Here is an 18,776-nt window from a genome sequence, read left to right as displayed (position 1 = left end):
TCTAGTGGGCGGCCTGCGCGGTGAACGCCACCTCGGTCGCCTCGTCGGCGGCCAGCCGCACCACCGTCTCGCCGTACGGGCTGCGCACCCGTAGCCGCTGCGTCGCCTTGGAGACCAGTCGGGCGCGTACGGTGCCGGGTTGCCAGGCCAGCTCCGCCACCGTGATCCGCCCCGGGCAGGTGACCCCACGCAGGGTGCCCCCGGTCAGTCCGGGCAGTGGGGCCGGTAGGAGCCGCAGCCGGCCGGGCCGGCCCTGCACCAGCGACTCGATCAGCACGGCCGGCAGGGTGTGGGCGGCGTCGGCGTTGTAGGTGACCCGCCCGGGGTTGTGTGCGCTCATCAGCGACCGGAAGAACATGTCCCGGCCGATGATCTTCAGGAGGTTCGCCTGGACCAGCGGCCCGTCGTGCAGCCGGGCGGCGGCCAGTGCCCGGTGCAGGCTGCCGTGGGCGGACAGGTTCTCGTCACCGCGCCGCCGCAACGCCCGATGCGCCGCCGCCGCCAGCTCCGGGGTGTCCTCGGGGGTGATCTCACCCAGCGGCCACACCGGATACAGGTGGCTGACGTGCCGGTGGTTCTCGTCGGCGCGGTAGCCGGGCCAGGCCCACTCCGCCAGCGCCCCGTCCTGCTCGACCCGGTACGCGGGCAGCCGCGCCGCCAGGCGTACCCACCGGTCGTCGCCGGTCAGCGTGGCGGCCACGGTGAACGCGTGCCGCGCCGCGGCGATGTCCATCGTCGCGTTCACCGCCACGTGCACCGGGACACCCGTCGCGTCCAGCGGCCCGGTCTCCGCCGAGTACGACGGCACGAACCCCAGCGTCCCGTCGCTGTCGGTGGCGGTCAGCACGTCGGCGAGGAGTTCGGCCACCTCCACCAGCCAGCCGGCCACCTCGCCCAGCGGCTCCCCGGTCACCAGATGCTGCTCGTACAGCGGCAGCAGCAGCCAGTGTGCGCCCGGCAGCCACGCCGCGAACGGCCAGTCCGGGTGCAGGTGGAACAGGTGGCCGTGCTCGCCGTCGGTGCGGCTGGGAGCCAGCAGACCACGGGCGCCGTACACGGCGCGGGCGTTGCGCCGCCAGTCGTCGACCTGGTCGCCGACCAGCCGGGCGTGGGCGGCGGTGACCTCCGGCAGGGCGCCGACGGTCGCCGTGGCCAACTGCAGGTTCAGGTTGGCGTCGGTGGTGAAGTCACCCGCCCAGGCGGCGTCCCACGAGCCGAGCCACAGGCCGGTCAGCCGGGGCGGCAGCACACCGCTGGCGCTCAGCAGCAGGTACCGTCCGGCGTGGAACAGCCGCTCCAGCAGGGCCGTATCCGGGGTGTGCGGGTCAGCGGCCTGCCGGGCCAGCAGTTCACCCACCGGCAACGCGCGCTGCGCCGCCGGCACGTCCAGATCCAGGCTCACCCGCCGGTACGCCGGTGCGTGCCGCGCCGTGTGCCGGGCCAGCAGGGCGCCGTAGCGGGCGTCGCGGTGGCCGGCCAGCCGACGCGCCAGCGCTGCGCTGTGCCACCGGTGCTCCGGACGGTCGAGCACCGTCAGCAGCAGGGCCGGTCCGTGCACCAGCACACCGTCGGCGTCGACGGTCACCTCGCCGCGCAGCAGCGTCAACCCCTCGAAGCCGTACGCACCGCCGGCACGCGGGTAGCGGCCCCGTACCCGCAGGAAGACCAGCCCGTCACGCCGGTACGCCGACACCGCGTACCGCACCCCGGCGGGCCGTCCGGGCAGCTCGCCGGTGGCGCCGACCCGGCAGTCAGCCATGTCCAGGTGCGTGACGATCAGCCGATCGGCCCGGGAGACGAACGAGCGCCGCTGCCCACCGGCCCACTGCACCACCACCTCGCCGGTGTCGAAGTCGGTGTGCCGGCGGTAGTCGGGTGCCGCCGGCACACCGGCCGCGTCGACCGACCCGCCGGGCCCGCCGATCGGTTCGCCGGCCGCGTCGATGGTGAGGGCGAAACCCGGATGGAACGACTGCGTCCAGCGCAGCACCCCGTCGCCGGCCAACAGCCGGCTGGCCTCGGCCCGTCGACCGGCGAGGATCAACTCCCGGATCCGGGGCAGCAGGGCGGCCAGCCGTGGTGGGCGGGCGTGCCGGGTGCCGTTGGGCAGCACGAACCGGTGGTGGTTGACCACGATGCGTTCCGAGTGGGGCTGACCGTGCACCATGATCCCGTACTCGCCGTTGCCGGCGAGGAACGCGTCCTCCCAGCCGTCCGCCGGCACGGTGTCCCAGATCCGGTGGACCGGCCCGGTCACCGGGCCGCCGCCGTGCCGTCGCAGAACCGGGCCGCCGCCGTGCCGTCGCCCGCCGGGACCGGCTCGGCGGTCGCCGTGGCGGTGCTGTCCCGGACGGTCAACCGGGGTTCCAGCAGGGTCACCTCCGGCACCGGCTCCTCGTGCAGTTTGCGCATCAGCAGCGACACGGCCTGCCGGCCGATCTCCTCGGCGGGCACCGGCACCGAGGTCAGGCGCGGGCTCGCGTGTTCGGCGAACTGGTCCGGGCAGACCGCGACCACCGACACGTCGTACGGCACCCGTCGCCCCAGCCCGACCAGCGCCGCCTGCACCGGCCCGACCGCCGCCTCGTTCTGCACCACCAGCCCGGACAGCTCGGGATGCCGGGTGAACAACTCGACCACCCGAGCGTGCACGTCGGCGGCGTTCTCCTCGCAGGGCTCGGTGACCGCCTCGACGCCGTGCCGGTCCGCCGCCTCCACCACCCCGGCCCGGGTCCGATGCGCGAACCCGGTCTCCCGGTCGTAGACGGCGCTCGGCGCGCCGAGCAGCGCGATCCGCCGGTGCCCGAGTCCGGCCAGGTGCTCCACGCACACCTGGCCGGCGCGGTGGAAGTCCAGATCCACACAGGTCAGACCGCCGGTGTCGGCGGGCAGACCGATCAGCACGCTGGGGCGGCCCAACTCCCGCAGCAACGGCACCCGCGCGTCGTGCAGTTCGACGTCCATCACCAGGACCCCGTCGACGAGGGCGCCGGCGGCGATCCGGCGCAGCCCCTCCGGGCCCTCGTCGGAGGTGAGCAGCAGCACGTCGTGGTCGTGGCGGCGGGCGGAGGTCACCACGGCCGTGGCGAACTGCATCACCACCGGCACCTGGATGCCCGAACGCAGCGGCAGCACCAACGCGATCACGTTGGCGCGTCGGCTGGCCAGCGCCCGCGCCCCGGCGTTCGGGTGGTAGCCGAGCAGCCGGATGCTGGCCAGCACCCGGTTGCGGGTGAGTTCGGAGATGGCCCGCTTGCCGCTGAGCACGTACGACACGGTGCTCACCGCGACACCGGCGTGCCGGGCCACATCGGCGATGGTGGGCTGACCGGACGCCACGCGTCCGCGCCCGCTCACCGGGCCCCGCTCGCGCTGGGCAGCCGGGGCGCCTGCCCGACCGGCTCGCCGCGCACCGCGACGGTGCCCACCAGCCGCACGTCGGTCGCGGAGCGCCCGACCAGCACGGTGTGGGTGGCGTCCTCCACCACCTGGGCGTCCCGGTCGGCGTCCCACCACCCCAACTCGCCGGTGCGCAGCCGCAGGGTGACGGTGCGCCGCTCGCCGGGAGCGAGGACGAGTCGGGCGAAGTCCCGCAGCTGCCGCAGCGGCTGCTTGACCCGGGAGCGCCGCTGCCGGGTGTACAGCTGCACCACCTCCTCGCCGGCGCGCTCGCCGGTGTTGGTGACCTCCACACTGACCTCGACCTCCTCGCCGGCGCTCACCGTCGCCGCGCTCAGCCGCAGGTCGCCGTAGTCGAAGCTGGTGTAGGAGTGCCCGTGCCCGAACGGGTACAGCGGTTCACCCCGGAAGTACAGGTAGGTGGAGTCGGCGCCGATCACGTCGTAGTCGAGCAGGTCCGGCAGGTCGGCGACGTCGGCGTACCAGGTCTGGGTGAGCCGGCCGCCGGGCTCGGCGTCGCCGAGCAGCACGTCGGCCAGCGCGGTGCCGTGCTCCTGCCCGCCGTGCGAGGACCAGAGCAGCGCCGGCAGATGCTGCTGCGCCCAACCGAGGGCGTACGGATAACTGCTGGTCACCACCAGCACCGTGCGCGGGTTCGCGGCGTGCACGGCCCGCAGCATCGCCTCCTGCCGGGCCGGCAGGGCCAGGTCGACGCGGTCCTCGGTCTCCCGTCCGTTGATCATCGGGTGGTTGCCGACCGTCACCACCGCCACGTCGGCGTCGGCGGCCAGCGCGGCGGCCTCCGCCGCACCGTCGGCGACCAGGTCGATACCGAAGGGGGTACCGGCGCAGGTGTCGTCGCCGTCGACCCGTAGCCGTCCCTCGTCGTCGACGGTGACGTACCGGTCGGTGCCCAGATGACGCAGCAGCACCGTGCCGTCGGGCAGCGGGTCGAACTGGAAGGTCTCCCGGACCACCCAGCCACCCGGCCCGGGACGGTCGTTGACGAGGGCGCCCTCGTCGTCGGCGCCGACGTGTCGGCCGTTGCCGACGGCCCGCAGCGCCACGGTGTCGCGTCCCCAGTCGAACACGTCGAACCAGGTGGCGTCGGTGCCGACGGTCAGCGGGCCACCTGCGGTGCCCTCGGGGCACCGCACGTAACGGTCACCGACCCGCAGGGCGATGCGGTCGGTGCCCGGATGGGTGGTGACCTCCGGCAGCCGCCCGGCCAGCCCTCGGTACGCGGTCACCGCGTACGGCAGGGTGCCGCTGTACCAGTCCTCGTGGACGACGTCGGCCAGCGGGCCGAGCACCGCGATCCGCAGCCCGGCGGCCAGCGGCAGCAGCCCGGTGTTGCGCAGCAACACGATCGACTGGCGGGCGGCCTCCCGGGCGAGGTCCCGGTGGGCCGGGCAGTCGACGACCTCGGTGCCGGTGTCGGCGTACGGATCGGTGTGCGGCGGGTCGAGGTCGCCCAGACGCAGCCGCACGGAGAGGATGCGGCGGACCGCCCGATCCACGTCGGCGGGGGCGAGCAGGCCCCGCCGCAGCGCCTCGGTCAGCCGTTCGCGGGTGGGTGCGCTGTCGGCGTCGTCCTCGGTGAAGCTGTCGATCCCGGCGCGCAGCGCGGCGGCGTACCCGCTGACGTGGTCGGCCAGGTGGCCCTGCACCCCGGCGATGTTGGTCACCGCGCCGGCGTCGCCGACGACCATCACCTCGTCGGGCGCCCAGCGGCGCAGCTCGCCGTTGATCAGCGGGCTCAGGTGGGCCGGCACCCCGTCGACCAGGTTGTAGGAGGCCATCGCGGCGACCGCCGCGCCGGCCGCGATGGGGGCGCGGAACGCCGGTAGCTCGTACTCGTGCAGCACCCGGGGTGGCAGGTCGCTGGAGGTGGTGGCCCGGTCGGTCTCGTTGTTGTAGCCGAGGAAGTGCTTGATGGTGGGGGCGGTACGCAGCCGCTCGGGATGGTCGCCGCGCAGGCCCTCGGCGTAGGCGGTGGCGAGCCGGCCGGTCAGCCACGGGTCCTCGGACCAGCCTTCCTCGTTGCGTCCCCAGCGTGGGTCGCGCAGCGGGTTGACCACCGGCGCCCACACGTTGAGGCCGACCCGGCCGGGGTCGGCGTGGTGCATGGCGCGTACCTCGCTGCCCACGGCGACGCCGACGGCGCGTACCAGGTCGGGGTTCCAGCTGCTGGCCAGGCCGATGGCCTGGGGAAATACGGTGGCCGGGCCGAGCCAGGCGACGCCGTGCAGCGCCTCGGTGCCGGTCCGGAAGGCCGGCAGGTCGAGCCGGGGCACGGCCGCCTGCCACTGGTGCAGCAGGCCGATCTTCTCCGCCAGGGTGAGCCGGGCCAGCAGGTCGTCGATCCGATCACGGGCTGAGGGCGTGGTGCGGTCGGTCATGGTGCATCGCCTTCCAGTGCCCGGCACGCCGGTTGTCGAAGCGCTTCGACGGCGGATGGCCGAGCGGCATCGCAGGTCATGGTGGGAGGACGGTCGTCGGCCCGGACGCTGGCGAAGCGCTTCGACAACCGTGCGAAGCAAGCCGCCCCGGATGCCCGAACGGAGCGGCTGACTTCGAGGTTGGCACCCCCGAGGCGATCGGGTCAAGACTCGGCGCCGGCGGTACGCCGGCGCGGCCGGGATCAGCGGACGGGCAACCGTCCCGCTTCGACGGTGGCCAGCGCGGCGGTCGCACCGCCGAGGGCTGCCGCGGCGTCCAGCGTGGAGGCCTCCAACCGGCAACCACCGGCGCCCGGCACGTGGGCCCGCGCGGCCAGCTCCGATCGGGCCGCCGGCAGCAGCCAGGGTGCCAGCGCCGCGAAGTGGTCGCCCACCACCACCGCCTCCGGGTTGAGCAGGTCGGTCAGGACCGCCACGCCGCGCCCGAGCTGCCGCCCGGTCTCGGCCAGCCCGCTGAGCACGGTGGGGTCGTCGTGGCGGGCCAGCGCGACGATCCGCGCCAGCTCCGGCAGGTAGTCCACGACCGGGCCGTCAGCCTCGGCATCGGGCAGCAGCCGACGTACCACGGCGGGCAGCCCGACCAGGGCGGTCAGGCAGCCACGGGCTCCGCAGGCGCACGGCGGACCGGCCGGGTCGATCGGCAGGTGCCCGATCTCGCCGGCGAAGCCCCGGCCACCCCGCAGCAACCGGCCGGCGGCGACGATGCCCGCGCCGACGGTGAGCCCGCCGGTGAGGTGCACCAGGTCGGTGATGCCCGCGTACGCACCGTGCCGCTGTTCGGCCAGGGCGGCGAGGTTGGCGACGCTGTCGACGCCGACGGCGAAGCCCGGATCCCGCAGGGCGGCGCGCAGCTCGGCCGCGACCGGCACGTCCCGCCAGCCCAGGGCGGTGGCCAACGGCACCGCGCCGGCGGGGTCGACCAGCCCCGGCACGCCGACGGTGAGGCCCTGGACGGTGCGGCCCGTGGCGGTGACCCGCCCGATGGCCCGACGGGTGAGCGCGGTCAGCGCGCGCAGCGTCTCGGTGGGGGACACGGTGGTCGTGGCGAAGGCCCGCCGCCAGGTGAGCAGCCGGTTGCCGCCCAGGTCGATGGCGACGGCCACCAACTCGTCGGCGCCGATCTGTAGGCCCAGGGCGGCGTAGGGCTCGCCGTCGAGCACCAGCATCGTCGCCGGTCGGCCGACCCGGTTCTCGGTGAGCCCGGTCTCGCGGACCAGCCGCTGTGTGATCAGCTCGGCCACCAGGCTGGAGACGGTGGCCTTGTTGAGCCCGGTTCGCGCGGCGATGTCGGCCCGGGAGCAGGGGGCGTGCAGGCGTACGTGCCGCAGGACGACGGCCCGGTTGGCGACCCGCACGTCGCCGAGGTCCGTCGGCTGCGGTTCGTTGTGGATGCTGATCACGATCTGCCCGCTCCCTGCGCCGGTGTCACGGTGCGCGCCCATCATCGCGTACCGCGCTGGCGGGACCGACCAGGCCGCCCGCCTGTCTTGTGGGACGGATCACCGTCGATTAGTTTGTTCGGCTAGAACCCCAACTAATCTTAGCCGGAGCGATCGGCTCCGCAAACCGTTACCGATAACGAAGGGAGTGCGCCGTGAAGCCTTCCCTGCCAGGCGCATCCACCGACCGCCGGACCATGCTGCGGCTGCTCGGCCTCGGCGCAGCCGCTACCGTGGGCGGCACCGCCCTGGCCGGGTGCAGCAAGGAGGCCGGCAGTCAGGGCAGCGCCACCAGCGCCGACGCCATCAAGGCCGTACTGCCCACCTACCAGCGGGTCGAGCTGCTCAAGCCGGACATCGCCGGCGAGGGGCCGATCCCCGACGGATACCTCAGCTACCCGAGCCAACTCGTCGACGCGGTCACCGAGGCGCCGGGCCGGGGCGGCCCACCGATCAAGACGATGAGCCCCTGGTGGGGGCCGGCCCCGCCACCGCTGGGCCGCAACGCGTACCTGGCGGCGGTCAACGGCAAGCTCGGCGTCGAGGTCGACCCGAGCCTGCAGGACGGCAACACCTACGCCGACAAGCTCAACGCCATGCTGGGCGCCCGCGACGTGCCCGACCTGCTGTGCGCGCCGAACTGGGAGGTCGACAAGGTCGCCCGGTTCTCCGACGCGGTCAAGGCGCTGTTCACCGACCTGACCGACCATCTCAAGGGCGACGCCGCCGCGAAGTACCCCTACCTGGCCTCGCTGCCGAGCGGCGCCTGGGAGTACTCCGTCTGGGGCGGGCGACTGTACGCGGTGCCGTTCCCCACCGACGGGCCGTTCGCCTACGCCCTGTTCCACCGCCGGGACCTGCTGGACCCCGCCGGCCTGGCCGCACCGACGACCCCGGAGGAGCTGTACGAGTTCGGCAAGAAGGCCACCGACCCGGCCAAGGGGGTGTGGGCCTTCGGCAGCGTCTTCGAGATGGTCCAGCAGTTCTTCGGCTGCCAACAGACCTGGCGCAAGAAGCCCGACGGCGGCCTGGAGCACAAGTACGAGAACCCGGCCTTCGCCGCCGCGTTGGAGTTCACCGCCCGGTTGTTCGCCGAGGGCCTGGTGCACCCGGACACCGCGGCCAGCCGGGGCGCCGACGAGAAACAGCTGTTCAAGGCCGGAAAGATCCTGATGTACCAGGACGGGCTCGGCGCCTGGCAGGGCATGCAGAGCGAGCGGGTCAAGGAGCTGTCCACCTTCGACATGCAGCCGCTGCCGGTCTTCGGCGCCAGCGGCGGTCAGCCGGTCATCTGGGGCAGCGAGAAGCCGGTCTTCTGGACCTTCCTCAAGAAGGATCTCGCCCCCGAGCGGGTCGACGAGCTGCTGGGGGTGCTCAACTGGTGCGCCGCGCCCTTCGGTAGCCGGGAGTTCGAACTGCGCGAGTTCGGCGCGGAGGGGCAGCACTTCAGCCGGGGCGCCGACGGCACACCGACCCCGACCGAGCTGGGTCGCAAGGAACTCGGCGCCCAGTACACCCACATCGGTGGCCGGGTGCCGGTCAAGGTGCGCAGCGGCGACACCCCGGAGTACGTGCAGGACTACATCGGCTACTACCGCAAGCACATCGCGACGATGGAGAAGGACCTGTTCGCCGGCATCAAGCTGGAGCTGCCGGCGAACTGGTCGAAGAACCTCCAGCCGACCGACGACAAGATCCGCGACATCGTGCGGGGCCGCCGCCCCGTCGGCGACATCGAGCAGGTGCGCAAGGAGTTCATGGACACCGGCGGCGAGGAGGGACGCGCGTTCCACGAGAAGGCCCTCGCAGACAACGGCCGATGAGCATGCGTACGCGGCGCAGGGGCAGCCCCACATGAGCGCGCCCTCCGTCACACCGACGCCCGGCCGGGAGACACCGGCCGGGCGTCCGCCGCCCCGCCGCCCGCGACGCAACCGGCGTACGCTGCGCGCCCGGCTGCGCCGCGACTGGCCGCTGCTGGCGATGGCCGCGCCCGCGGCGGCGCTGCTGCTGGTCTTCCACTACCTGCCCACCCTCGGCAACATCATCGCCTTCCAGGACTACAACCCGTTCGTCGGCGACGATCCCCTCGACGCGTTCCTGAACAGCGAGTGGATCGGCTTCGGCAACTTCGAGGCGCTCTTCCGCGACCCGGCGTTCTGGGACGCGGTGCGCAACACGCTGACCATCACCGCCTTCCAGCTGGTCTTCTTCTTCCCGCTGCCGATCATGCTGGCGATCCTGCTCAACAGCATCGTCTCCGGCCGGGTACGCGGTTTCGTGCAGAGCGTGGTCTACCTGCCGCACTTCTTCAGCTGGGTGCTGGTGGTGACGTTCTTCGTGCAGATGTTCGGCGGGGCCGGGCTGCTGGCCCAGGAGATGCGCCAGGCCGGCCTGGAGCCCTGGGAGATCATGACCAACCCGGACACGTTCATCGTGCTGGTCACCGCCGAGTCGGTGTGGAAGGACCTCGGCTGGGGCGCGATCGTCTTCCTGGCGGCGCTGTCGGCGATCGACCCGAACCTGTACGAGGCGGCGGCCGCCGACGGCGCGGGGCGGTGGCGCCGGTTGTGGCACATCACCCTGCCCGGTCTGCGTCCGGTCATCGTGCTGCTGCTCATCATGCGGCTCGGCGACGCGCTGTCGGTCGGCTTCGAGCAGTTCATCCTGCAACGCGAGGCGGTCGGCCGGGAGGCCGCCGAGGTGCTCGACACCTTCGTCTACTACCAGGCCATCAGCACTCAGCAGTGGGGACTCGGGGCGGCGGCGGGCCTGTTCAAGGCGGTGGTCGGGTTGGCCCTGATCCTCACCGCGAACAAGATCGCGCACCGGCTCGGCGAGCAGGGGGTGTACTCCAAATCATGACTGCCCAGCTCAGTGGTGTCGGCCCGGTGCCGGCGGCGCCGGTGACGGCGGGACCGCCACCACCGCCTCGTCCACGGCGGCGCTCAGGCCGGCCGGTCTGGGAAGGCCCGCCCTCGGTGCCCGGCACCCTCGCCAAGGCGGTCGCGCTCACCCTGCTGGTGGCGGCGGTGCTGGTGCCACTGTGGGCGGTGCTGGTCACCAGCCTGGCCTCCCGTGGCACGATCGACGACGCGGGCGGCATGGTGATGGTGCCACGGGAGATCGACCCGTCGGCGTACATCACCATCTTCAGCGGCGGCGACGTCACCCGGGCAGTGTGGATCAGCACCCTGGTCACCGTGCTCGGCACCACGCTCAGCCTGGTGCTCACCGTACTGGCCGCGTACGGCCTGTCCCGGCCCGGCTCGGTGGCCCACCGCGGTCTGCTCTTCTACTTCCTGCTCACCTTCCTGATCTTCCCGGGGCTGGTGCCGAGCTACCTGGTGGTCACCGGGCTGGGCCTCAAGGACAACATCTGGTCGCTGATCCTGCCCAGCGCGATCAGCGTGTTCAACCTGGTGGTGATCCGGGCGTTCTTCATGAACGTGCCGGCCGAGCTGCTGGACAGCGCCCGCATCGACGGCGCCGGCGAGCTGCGCATCCTCACCCGGATCGTGCTGCCGCTGTCCCGGGCGGTGATCGCCGTGGTGGGCCTCTTCTACGCCGTCGGCTACTGGAACGCGTACTTCAACGCGGTGCTCTACATCGACTCGAACGACAAGTTCCCCATCCAGCGGGTGCTGCAGAGCTACATCCTGGCCGGGCAGTCGCCGAACGTCTCCGGCACGGCGGTGAGCCTGCCCGGAGTGACCGCGTATCCGCCGACCCTGGCCGTCAAGATGGCGGTGGTGGTGGTGACCGTCATCCCCGCCGTGATCATCTACCCCTTCGTGCAGCGGCACTTCACCAAGGGCATGATCACCGGAGCGGTGAAGGGCTGACCGGACGGCCCCGTCCCCGCGCGGCGCCCGGCTCCGTCCGATCGGGCGCCGCGCGGGGACGGTCAGCCCGGTGCGGGAAACAGCCCCGCGAAGGGCACGACGGTCACCACCGCACCGTTGAGCAGTGACCGGGCCGGCTGGTCGGCCTCGCCGACCCCGGCGAAGGCCAGCTGCCCCACCCGCAGCGGCCCCCACGTCCGAATCCGCAACTCGTCGCCGTCGCGGACCGCCTCGATGATCGTGTCGCCGTCGACGTCGTGCACCACCGTCCGGCCGTCCACCGCGCCCCAACTGACCACGGTGACCTCCTGGAACGGGCCGTCACCGACGGTGGCCTGCGGCTCGACCAGCGGCAGCAGCGTGCCCCGGCGCACATACAGCGGCATCCGGGCCAGGGGCGCGCTCACCCGCAGGTGCTGGCCACCCCGATGCCGCTCGCCGGTGCCGGCGTCGATCCAGTCGTCGCCGACGGGAAGGTAGACGTCACGCCGGCCGGACCGGTCGATGACCGGCGCGACGAGCAGGTCCTCACCGAGGCGGTACTGCAGGTCGGTGGTCCAGGCCGTCGGGTCGTCCGGGGTGTCGACCAGCAGGGCCCGCATCATCGGTACGCCGGTGGCGGCCGCCTGCACCGCGGCCGACCAGAGGTACGGCATCAGCCGGTAGCGCAACCGCAGCGCGGACACCGCGAGCCGTTCCGCCTCGGCCGGGAACTCCCAGGGCAGCCGGCTGCTGGTGCCGTGCAGTCGGACCAGCGGCGACAGCGCACCAAACTGCGACCAGCGGACATAGAGGTCCGGCTCGGGGACGCCGTGGAACCCGCCGGTGTCGTGGCTCCAGAACGGCACTCCGGACAGACCGTGGGACAGCCCGCCACGCAACGTGCTGGCCAGCGCCGGCCAGGTGGCGTTGGAATCGCCGCTCCACTGCGCGCTGTGCCGCTGCCCGCCGAGGTACGACGAGCGGGCCCACACCGCCCGGTGGCCGGCGACCTGCTCGGTGACCTCGGCGACCACGTCGTTGAAGAGCAGCGCGTACACGTTGTGCAGCTCGACCCCGGTCATCCCGTTGTGCGCCACCGCGTCGGCCGGTACGCCCTCGGCGAAGTCGGTCTTGAACACCGCCACGCCCTGCTCCAGCAGCGGACGCAGCAGCCCGGTGAACCACTCGACCGCCGCCGGGTTGGTGAGGTCCACGATGGCGCAGGGCGGGTAGCTGCCGTGCCACACGTCGGCGACGTACGTGCGCCCGTCCGGCCGGCGCAGGAAATAGCCGGCCCGGTCGGCTTCGGCGTAGCGGGGGCTCTCCGTCATCAGGTACGGGTTCATCCAGAGACAGACCCGGAAACCCTGCTCGGTGAGGGTACGCAGCATGCCCGCCGGGTCGGGGAACGCCTCGTCGTCCCAGCGCAGGTCCGACCAGCTGCCGGCGACCTGCCAGTAGCAGTCCAGGTGCAGCACGTCACACGGGATGCCCCGCTCGCGGATGCGGGTCGCCCGGTCCAGCACCCGCTGCTGGCTGTCCGGGTAGAAGCCCGAGGAGATCCAGGTGCCGAAGGCCCACCGTGGCGGCAGGTACGGCCGGCCGGTCAGCTGGTCCAGGCGGTCCAGCACCTCGGCGGGGGTCGGTCCGGCCAGCACGTAGTAGTCGAGCAGGTCGTCGGGGACCAGGATCTGCACGGCGCTGTGGGTGGACTGGCAGACGTCGAACTGCACCGGCATGCCGCTGTCCACCAGCACCCCGTAACCCCGGTTGGAGAGGTAGAACGGCACGTTCTTGTGCGCGCGGTCGGACTCGCCGCCGAAGGCGTCGAAGTTCCACATCAGGGCCCGCTGGCCGCGTTTGTCCAGTGGGGTGAACTTCTCACCGAACCCGACGAACCGCTCGTCGCCCGGCGCGACGAAGCTCTCGTGCCAGGCGACCCGCACCCCGTCGGCCGTGGAGTGTCCGAACGGGAGGGTACGCCGCCGGCCGCTGATGTCGACCGTGCCCGGATCCTGTTCGAGCAGCAGCGAGCCGTCGGGACGCAGGAACCGGATCCGCCACGGGTCGAGCCGGATCTCGGCGACGACCGCGCCGGCGTCGACGCGGACGTACCGGTCCTCGACGATGACCGTCGCCGCCGGGGTGCCTGGATGCACCAGCGGCATGAGGCGGGCGGAGCGGCTGCGCGCCTGCGGGTCTTCGGCCAGGCGTACCCGGATCACGCCGTCGCCGGCCGCGTCGACGCGTACCACCGTCGTCACGCCGTCGGTCAGCGCGGCCTTGAAGGTCGCGCCGTGCGGATCGGTGCCGGCGACCTCGGCCCGACCCAGCACGGCCGGGCCGTCCTGGCCGGGCGCGCGCACCGGCAGGTCGGGCGGGTCGGCGACGAAGGTCTCGTACGGCACCAACGGCGGTCGGTACGGCATCAGCGTCTCCTCGATGACGTTCGAGCGGTGCCGACAGTTTCTTTAACTTCCCAACGAAATGTCAACGACGATCGCCGATCCCGGAAGCATCCACGGCGTTGACATGGGGAAAGCTGGTCAATAGTTTGGGTGCTTCCTCAACTAAATTGGCGGGGTGGTGGCGATGTGGACCGACGGCCGGCTCTGCTACGGCGGTGACTACAACCCGGAGCAGTGGCCGGCGCAGGTCTGGGCCGAGGACGTCACGCTGATGCGCCAGGCGAAGGTCAACCTGGTCACCGTCGGCGTGTTCGCCTGGTCGCGGCTGGAACCGGCCCCCGGCCGGTACACCTTCGACTGGCTCGATGAGGTGCTCGACCTGTTGCACGACGGCGGCATCCGGGTCGCCCTGGCCACCCCCACGGCCTCGCCGCCGCCGTGGTTCTCCCTGTCCCACCCGGGCGCGCTGCCGGTCACCGCCGACGGGGTACGCCTGCACCACGGCAGCCGGGACACCTACTGCGCCGCCGCCCCCGCCTACCGGGACGCCGCACGTCGCGTCGCCGCCGCCCTCGCCGACCGGTACGCCCACCATCCGGCCCTCGCGCTGTGGCACGTACACAACGAGTACGGCACCATCTGTCACTGCGAGCAGACCGCCCGGGCGTTCCGCCGCTGGCTCAGCGCCCGCCACGGCGACCTGGCCAGCCTCAACGACGCCTGGGCAACCAGCTTCTGGGGCCAGCACTACTCCGACTGGGCGCAGATCAGCACCCCCCGGGCCACCCAGTACCTGGCCAACCCGGGCCACCTGCTGGACTTCCGCCGCTTCTGGTCGGACACCCTGCTCGCCGCGTACACCGAACAACGCGACCTGCTGCGCGCCGCGAACCCGGCGATCCCGATCACCACCAACTACGTCCTCGGCGACTGGGTGCCGGTCGACCATGCCCGCTGGGCCAGCGAGGTGGACCTGGTCGCCATCGACCACTACCCGTCAGCCGTCGACGGCGGCGCCGAGGAGCAGACCGCGCTCGCCGCCGACCTGGCCCGCGGCTGGGCCCGGCACGCCACCACCCGCCGGCCGGTCACCGTGCCGTCGGACACCGCCACCCCACCCGACCCCGCACCGGCATGGCTGCTGATGGAGAGCGCGCCCAACCAGATCCACACCGCCGGTCGGATGCACACCAAGGAGCCCGGGCGGATGCTGCGGCACAGCCTCGCCCACGTCGCCCGCGGCTCCCACGGCGCGATGTTCTTCCAATGGCGGGCCCCCACCGGCGGAGCCGAGCGCTTCCACTCCGCCCTGGTGCCGCACGCCGGACCGGACAGCCGGGTGTTCCGCGAGGCCGTCGAGCTCGGCGGCGCGCTGGAACGGCTCACCGAGGTACGCGGCGACGTAGAGGCCAGCGTGGCGCTCACCGTCGACGCGGCCAGCGGCTGGGCGCTGCGCCACCCGGGCCTCCCGTCGAGCCGCCTGGACCACCACGCGGAGGTGACCGCCGCCCACCGGGCCTTCTGGCGTGCCGGGTACGCCTGCGCCACCGTCAGCCCCGGCGACCCTCTCGACGGTTACCGGCTACTCGTCCTGCCCGCCCTGTACCTGGTCGACGACGCCACCACCGGCTGGTTGCGTGAGTACCTCCACGGCGGCGGTCACCTGCTGGCGACGTACCTCAGCGGCACCGCCGACGAGCACGCCCGGGTGCGGCTCGGCGGCTACCCGGGTGCCCTGCGGGACCTGCTCGGTGTCCGGGCCGAGGAGTTCCACCCGCTCGCCGACGACGACCACGTCCGCCTCTGCGACGGCGGGACCGCACGGATCTGGACCGAGACGCTGCGCCTGGCCGGAGCGGAGGTGGTCAGCTCGTACGACGGTGGGGTGCTGGACGCGATGCCCGCCGTCACCCGTCATCGCACCGGCGCCGGAACCGCCTGGTATGTCTCCACCCGGCCCGACGACGCCACCTACCGTCGACTCGCCGACACCGCCGCGCAGGCGGCCGGCGTCGTCCCGGTCTGCCCCGCCGCGCCCGACGGTGTCGAAGCGGTACGCCGCCGGCACGCGGACGCGAGCTGGCTCTTCCTGTTCAACCACACCGACCGGCAGCAGCGCGTGCCGGCACGGGGCGTGGAGTTGCTCTCCGCGACCCCGGTCGAGACGGCGGTGACGCTGCCGCCCGGCGGCGTCGCGGTGCTCCGCGAACGGGGCTGACCGTGCCGGTCAGGGCGTGGCGACGGCGGCGCGGGAGCGGTCGGCGGCGATCCGCACCGCCATGGCGGCCAGCACCGTGCCCATCAGCAGCCGCTGTACCCGCAGCCACAGCGGTCTGCGGCTGAGGAAACCGGCGATACCACCGGCGGTCAGCACGATCAGCGCGTTCACCGTCAACGCCACGGTGATCTGGGTCAGCCCGAGCAGCAGGCTCTGCGCCGCCACGTTCCCGCGGGCAGGGTCGATGAACTGCGGCAGCAGCGAGACGTACAGGATGGCGATCTTCGGGTTGAGCAGGTTGGTGACCAGGCCCATGGTGAACAGCCGCCGGGTCGGGTCCGGTGGCAGCGGCGCCGGAGTGAACGGCGAGTGCCCGCCCGGACGCACCGCCTGCCACGCCAGCCACAGCAGGTACGCCGCGCCGGCCAGCTTGACCACCGTGTAGAGCGCGGGCACCAGCACGAAGACGGTGGCGATGCCGGCCACCGCCGCACCGAGGTAGACACCGAAACCGGCGGCGACCCCCAGCAACGAGATCAACCCGGCCCGCCGACCCTGCGTCACCGACCGGGACACCAGGTAGACCATGTTCGGCCCCGGCGTCAGCACCAGCCCCAGGGCGACCAGCGCGATCCCGACAACCCCCGCCGTACTCACCATTGCCTGCCCCCCGTCCCACGTCGGTTCCTGAGCCTAGGCGACCGGGGAATGCCGGCGGGGGTGGCGACGCTGCTCATCAGGGAGATCGCAGTCACGTTACGGTTGCCCTGGGAGGTGGCGATCCTTGGACAAGGCGTGGGAGGCCTCGGTCGAGGCTCAGATCCGGTCGGCGCAGGAGCGCGGAGAGTTCGACCACCTGCCCGGTGCGGGCAAACCCATCCCCGGCCGGGGGCTGCCCTATGACGAGTCCTGGTGGATCAAGAGCTTTCTGGAACGCGAACAGCTACCCACAGACCTGCTGTTGCCCGCCCCGCTGCTGCTGCGTCGCCGGATCGAACGCCTACCCGACGAGGTCCGCGAGCTACCCACCGAGCAGGCTGTGCGGGCGTGCGTCGCCGACCTCAACGCCGAGGTGATGGCCTGGCTGCGCAATCCCTCCGGCCCGAAGGTCGTGGTGCGTCCGGTCAACGCCGACGCCGTCGTGGCGCGCTGGCGGGCCGACCGTCGCGCCGCCGCTGCCGGCCCACCGGCTCCCGCCGGCCGCCCGGCGTCGCCCGCGCCCCGGCGGGCGTGGTTTCCGTTCCGCCGCCGCACCGCCTGACTTCGCCGCGCGGCTCGCCCGATCCCGTTGCGGGCCGTTTGCCGGCACGAGGGGTGTCGACTAGGGTCGCTCGCGTGACTGCCGGGTCGGCCATTGGCCACGAGCGGACGGGGTACCCGGTCCGCCGGTGAGGCGGGTGCGGGCCCGAGGCCCGCCGCCCTCCAGGCACCCCGCTGCGCCCGCTTCGAGGCGCCCACTGTTTCACGCCGCGCCGCTGACGGCGCGATCCTCGCCGTGGCCACCGGCGTCTCCGACGTGGCCGACTCCTGTCACCGCAGAAGGCTGAGCATGCCGAACGACTTCAACCAGCAGATCATCGACGAGTTCCGGGCCAACGCCGGCCGGGTGGGCGGCCCGTTCGAGGGCGCCCGACTGATCCTGCTCACCACCACCGGAGCACGCACCGGCGCCGGACACACCACCCCGGTCGCCTACCTGCCCGACGGCGGGCAACGGATCCTCGTGATCGCCTCCGCCGCGGGCGCCGAACGGCATCCGCAGTGGTACCGCAATCTGGTCGCCGACCCGCAGGTCACCGTCGAGGACGGGACATTCACCTACTCGGCGCGCGCCGAGGTGCTCACCGGCGACGAGCGGGACCGCCTCTTCGGCAGAGCAGCGCAGGACGACCCCGGTTGGGCCGACTACCAGGCGAAGACGTCCCGGGTGATCCCGGTGGTGGCCCTCTACGAGCAGGCCGGCGGGCCGCCGGACGCGCCGTCGTGGGGCGCGGCCCTGAAAATGATCCATGACGCGTTCCGACGGGAGCTGGCGCTGATCCGTGCCGAGGTGGACCGCTCCGGGCCGGCGCTCGGCGCCCAACTGCGGGTGAACTGCCTCACGGTCTGCGCCGGTCTGCACGGCCACCACTCCAACGAGGACGCGGGCATGTTCGCCGGCATCGGCGCACAACGCCCCGACCTGGCCCCCGTACTGGACCGGCTTCGCGAGGAGCACCAGCGGGTGGCCGAGCTGCTGGGGGAGTTGCAGCAGACGCTCACCGCCGACGGCGCCGACCGCGAGCAGGTCCGCGAGCAGGTCCGCGAGCAGGTCGGCCGGCTCGTCGCCGAGTTGGAGGCGCACCTGGCGTACGAGGAGGAACAGCTCATCCCGGTCCTCGACGGCGTCGGCTGACTGGCCGGGCTGACGCACACGGCGTGACACGCGATCCGCGCGGACCCTATTGACCTGGGGTCCTCGGTCGCTGTCGAGCTGAACCGTCCGTGCTGTCATGCCGCGCCACCCCCACCGGCCGCCCGACATGTCCCCGGCTGCAGCTTCCAATCAGAGATCGACGGTTGGCGGTTCGTCCGATCATTGCTGCACTGGCGTGGGTGGTGCCGGGAGGGGTGGCACTGCCGCGTTCGCGTCGTAGGTGCGTCGCGCCTGCTCCACCTCGCCGAGGTAAGTCGTGGCCCATTCGGCGAGGTGGGCGAAGAGCGGGGCGAGGCTGCGGCCGAGCGCGCTGATCTCGTACTCGACTCGCGGTGGAACCTCGGGGTGATAGGTGCGCACGACGAGCCCGTCGCGTTCCAGTTGCCGGAGTCGTTGGGTCAGGACCTTCGGCGTGATGGTGGTGATGCGTCGCTGCAGCTCAATGAAGCGTTGCCGGCCGTGGTAGTTCAGCGTCCACAGGATCGGGGTCGTCCACCGGCTGAAGACGATGTCCACAACCGGTGCCACGGGGCATGCCTGCTCTGGATCGACCGCCGTCGAGGGTGTCCAGGTAGCTCGGTCGTCCCGCACGCGCACCCCTTTGGCA

At 72.7% G+C, this 18,776-nt stretch carries 13 protein-coding genes; 6 read left to right on the top strand and 7 right to left on the bottom strand.

Translation table 11 applies throughout. From position 1 onward, the window contains the following. Position 1: 1 nt before the first annotated feature. The 4 genes from BMY89_RS05265 to BMY89_RS05250 all read right to left on the bottom strand — a co-directional run bounded on the left by BMY89_RS05265 (position 2) and on the right by BMY89_RS05250 (position 7,261). On the bottom strand, positions 2 to 2,257 hold the full coding sequence (locus BMY89_RS05265) for a glycosyl hydrolase family 95 catalytic domain-containing protein (protein WP_092375841.1): 2,256 nt from the start codon (positions 2,255 to 2,257) through the stop codon (positions 2 to 4). Continuing rightward, complete coding sequence (locus tag BMY89_RS05260) at positions 2,254 to 3,339, bottom strand: LacI family DNA-binding transcriptional regulator (RefSeq protein ID WP_092375838.1); 1,086 nt, start codon at positions 3,337 to 3,339, stop codon at positions 2,254 to 2,256. Before BMY89_RS05260 ends, BMY89_RS05265 begins: the two co-directional genes overlap by 4 nt. A 14-nt stretch (positions 3,340 to 3,353) precedes the next feature. Next, the gene (locus BMY89_RS05255; RefSeq protein WP_092375835.1) at positions 3,354 to 5,801 is read right to left on the bottom strand and encodes a beta-glucosidase family protein; all 2,448 of its coding nucleotides are present in this window, start codon (positions 5,799 to 5,801) and stop codon (positions 3,354 to 3,356) included. A gap of 242 nt (positions 5,802 to 6,043) precedes the next feature. Then, the gene (locus BMY89_RS05250) at positions 6,044 to 7,261 is read right to left on the bottom strand and encodes an ROK family transcriptional regulator (protein ID WP_092377384.1); all 1,218 of its coding nucleotides are present in this window, start codon (positions 7,259 to 7,261) and stop codon (positions 6,044 to 6,046) included. A gap of 194 nt (positions 7,262 to 7,455) precedes the next feature. Here BMY89_RS05250 and BMY89_RS05245 point away from each other — a divergent pair, with 194 nt between their 5' ends. From BMY89_RS05245 to BMY89_RS05235, 3 genes are read left to right on the top strand one after another with little or no spacing between them, the layout of a single operon-like run. After that, positions 7,456 to 9,123, top strand: a complete 1,668-nt coding sequence (locus BMY89_RS05245; protein ID WP_175510301.1) for an extracellular solute-binding protein — start codon at positions 7,456 to 7,458, stop codon at positions 9,121 to 9,123. A 31-nt stretch (positions 9,124 to 9,154) separates the two neighbouring features. Further along, positions 9,155 to 10,165 carry an ABC transporter permease gene (locus BMY89_RS05240; protein ID WP_092375827.1) on the top strand — a complete coding sequence of 337 codons (1,011 nt, stop codon included), beginning with the start codon at positions 9,155 to 9,157 and terminating at the stop codon, positions 10,163 to 10,165. Continuing rightward, positions 10,162 to 11,145, top strand: a complete 984-nt coding sequence (locus BMY89_RS05235; protein ID WP_092375824.1) for a carbohydrate ABC transporter permease — start codon at positions 10,162 to 10,164, stop codon at positions 11,143 to 11,145. Before BMY89_RS05240 ends, BMY89_RS05235 begins: the two co-directional genes overlap by 4 nt. A gap of 62 nt (positions 11,146 to 11,207) precedes the next feature. Here the strand turns inward: BMY89_RS05235 and BMY89_RS05230 are convergent, their stop codons facing one another. Next, on the bottom strand, positions 11,208 to 13,556 hold the full coding sequence (locus tag BMY89_RS05230) for a TIM-barrel domain-containing protein (RefSeq protein WP_092375821.1): 2,349 nt from the start codon (positions 13,554 to 13,556) through the stop codon (positions 11,208 to 11,210). Positions 13,557 to 13,719: 163 nt separating this feature from the next. Here BMY89_RS05230 and BMY89_RS05225 point away from each other — a divergent pair, with 163 nt between their 5' ends. Continuing rightward, positions 13,720 to 15,753: a beta-galactosidase gene (locus BMY89_RS05225; protein WP_092377383.1), complete on the top strand. Its 2,034-nt coding sequence runs from the start codon at positions 13,720 to 13,722 to the stop codon at positions 15,751 to 15,753. Between the two features lie 9 nt (positions 15,754 to 15,762). Here the strand turns inward: BMY89_RS05225 and BMY89_RS05220 are convergent, their stop codons facing one another. Then, on the bottom strand, positions 15,763 to 16,413 hold the full coding sequence (locus BMY89_RS05220; RefSeq protein WP_092375818.1) for a LysE family translocator: 651 nt from the start codon (positions 16,411 to 16,413) through the stop codon (positions 15,763 to 15,765). Between the two features lie 124 nt (positions 16,414 to 16,537). On the opposite strand from BMY89_RS05220, the gene BMY89_RS05215 reads away from it, so the two are divergent. Beyond that, positions 16,538 to 17,014 (top strand): DnaJ family domain-containing protein, encoded by a 477-nt coding sequence (locus tag BMY89_RS05215; RefSeq protein ID WP_092375816.1) that lies wholly within the window; start codon positions 16,538 to 16,540, stop codon positions 17,012 to 17,014. Between the two features lie 93 nt (positions 17,015 to 17,107). Continuing rightward, a complete protein-coding gene (locus BMY89_RS05210) occupies positions 17,108 to 18,148 on the top strand; it encodes a nitroreductase/quinone reductase family protein (protein WP_198413963.1) in 1,041 nt (346 codons plus the stop codon). Positions 18,149 to 18,328: 180 nt separating this feature from the next. Here BMY89_RS05210 and BMY89_RS05205 read toward each other — a convergent pair whose 3' ends face one another. Next, positions 18,329 to 18,697 carry a winged helix-turn-helix transcriptional regulator gene (locus BMY89_RS05205; RefSeq protein ID WP_232521073.1) on the bottom strand — a complete coding sequence of 123 codons (369 nt, stop codon included), beginning with the start codon at positions 18,695 to 18,697 and terminating at the stop codon, positions 18,329 to 18,331. Positions 18,698 to 18,776: the final 79 nt, after the last annotated feature.

It is taken from the genome of Micromonospora phaseoli (assembly GCF_900109115.1).
Classification (GTDB): Bacteria; Actinomycetota; Actinomycetes; order Mycobacteriales; family Micromonosporaceae; genus Micromonospora; species Micromonospora phaseoli.
Note: the sequence above shows the minus strand (reverse complement) of the source record. Positions and strands in the feature narration are given on the sequence as shown.

Excerpts from the sequence above, each read along its gene's own strand:
- BMY89_RS05220 (WP_092375818.1), bottom strand. The coding sequence starts at position 16,413 with ATGGTGAGTACGGCGGGGGTTGTCGGGATCGCGCTGGTCGCCCTGGGG.
- BMY89_RS05255 (WP_092375835.1), bottom strand. The coding sequence starts at position 5,801 with ATGACCGACCGCACCACGCCCTCAGCCCGTGATCGGATCGACGACCTG.
- BMY89_RS05235 (WP_092375824.1), top strand. The coding sequence starts at position 10,162 with ATGACTGCCCAGCTCAGTGGTGTCGGCCCGGTGCCGGCGGCGCCGGTG.
- BMY89_RS05240 (WP_092375827.1), top strand. The coding sequence starts at position 9,155 with ATGAGCGCGCCCTCCGTCACACCGACGCCCGGCCGGGAGACACCGGCC.
- BMY89_RS05225 (WP_092377383.1), top strand. The coding sequence starts at position 13,720 with ATGTGGACCGACGGCCGGCTCTGCTACGGCGGTGACTACAACCCGGAG.
- BMY89_RS05230 (WP_092375821.1), bottom strand. The coding sequence starts at position 13,556 with ATGCCGTACCGACCGCCGTTGGTGCCGTACGAGACCTTCGTCGCCGAC.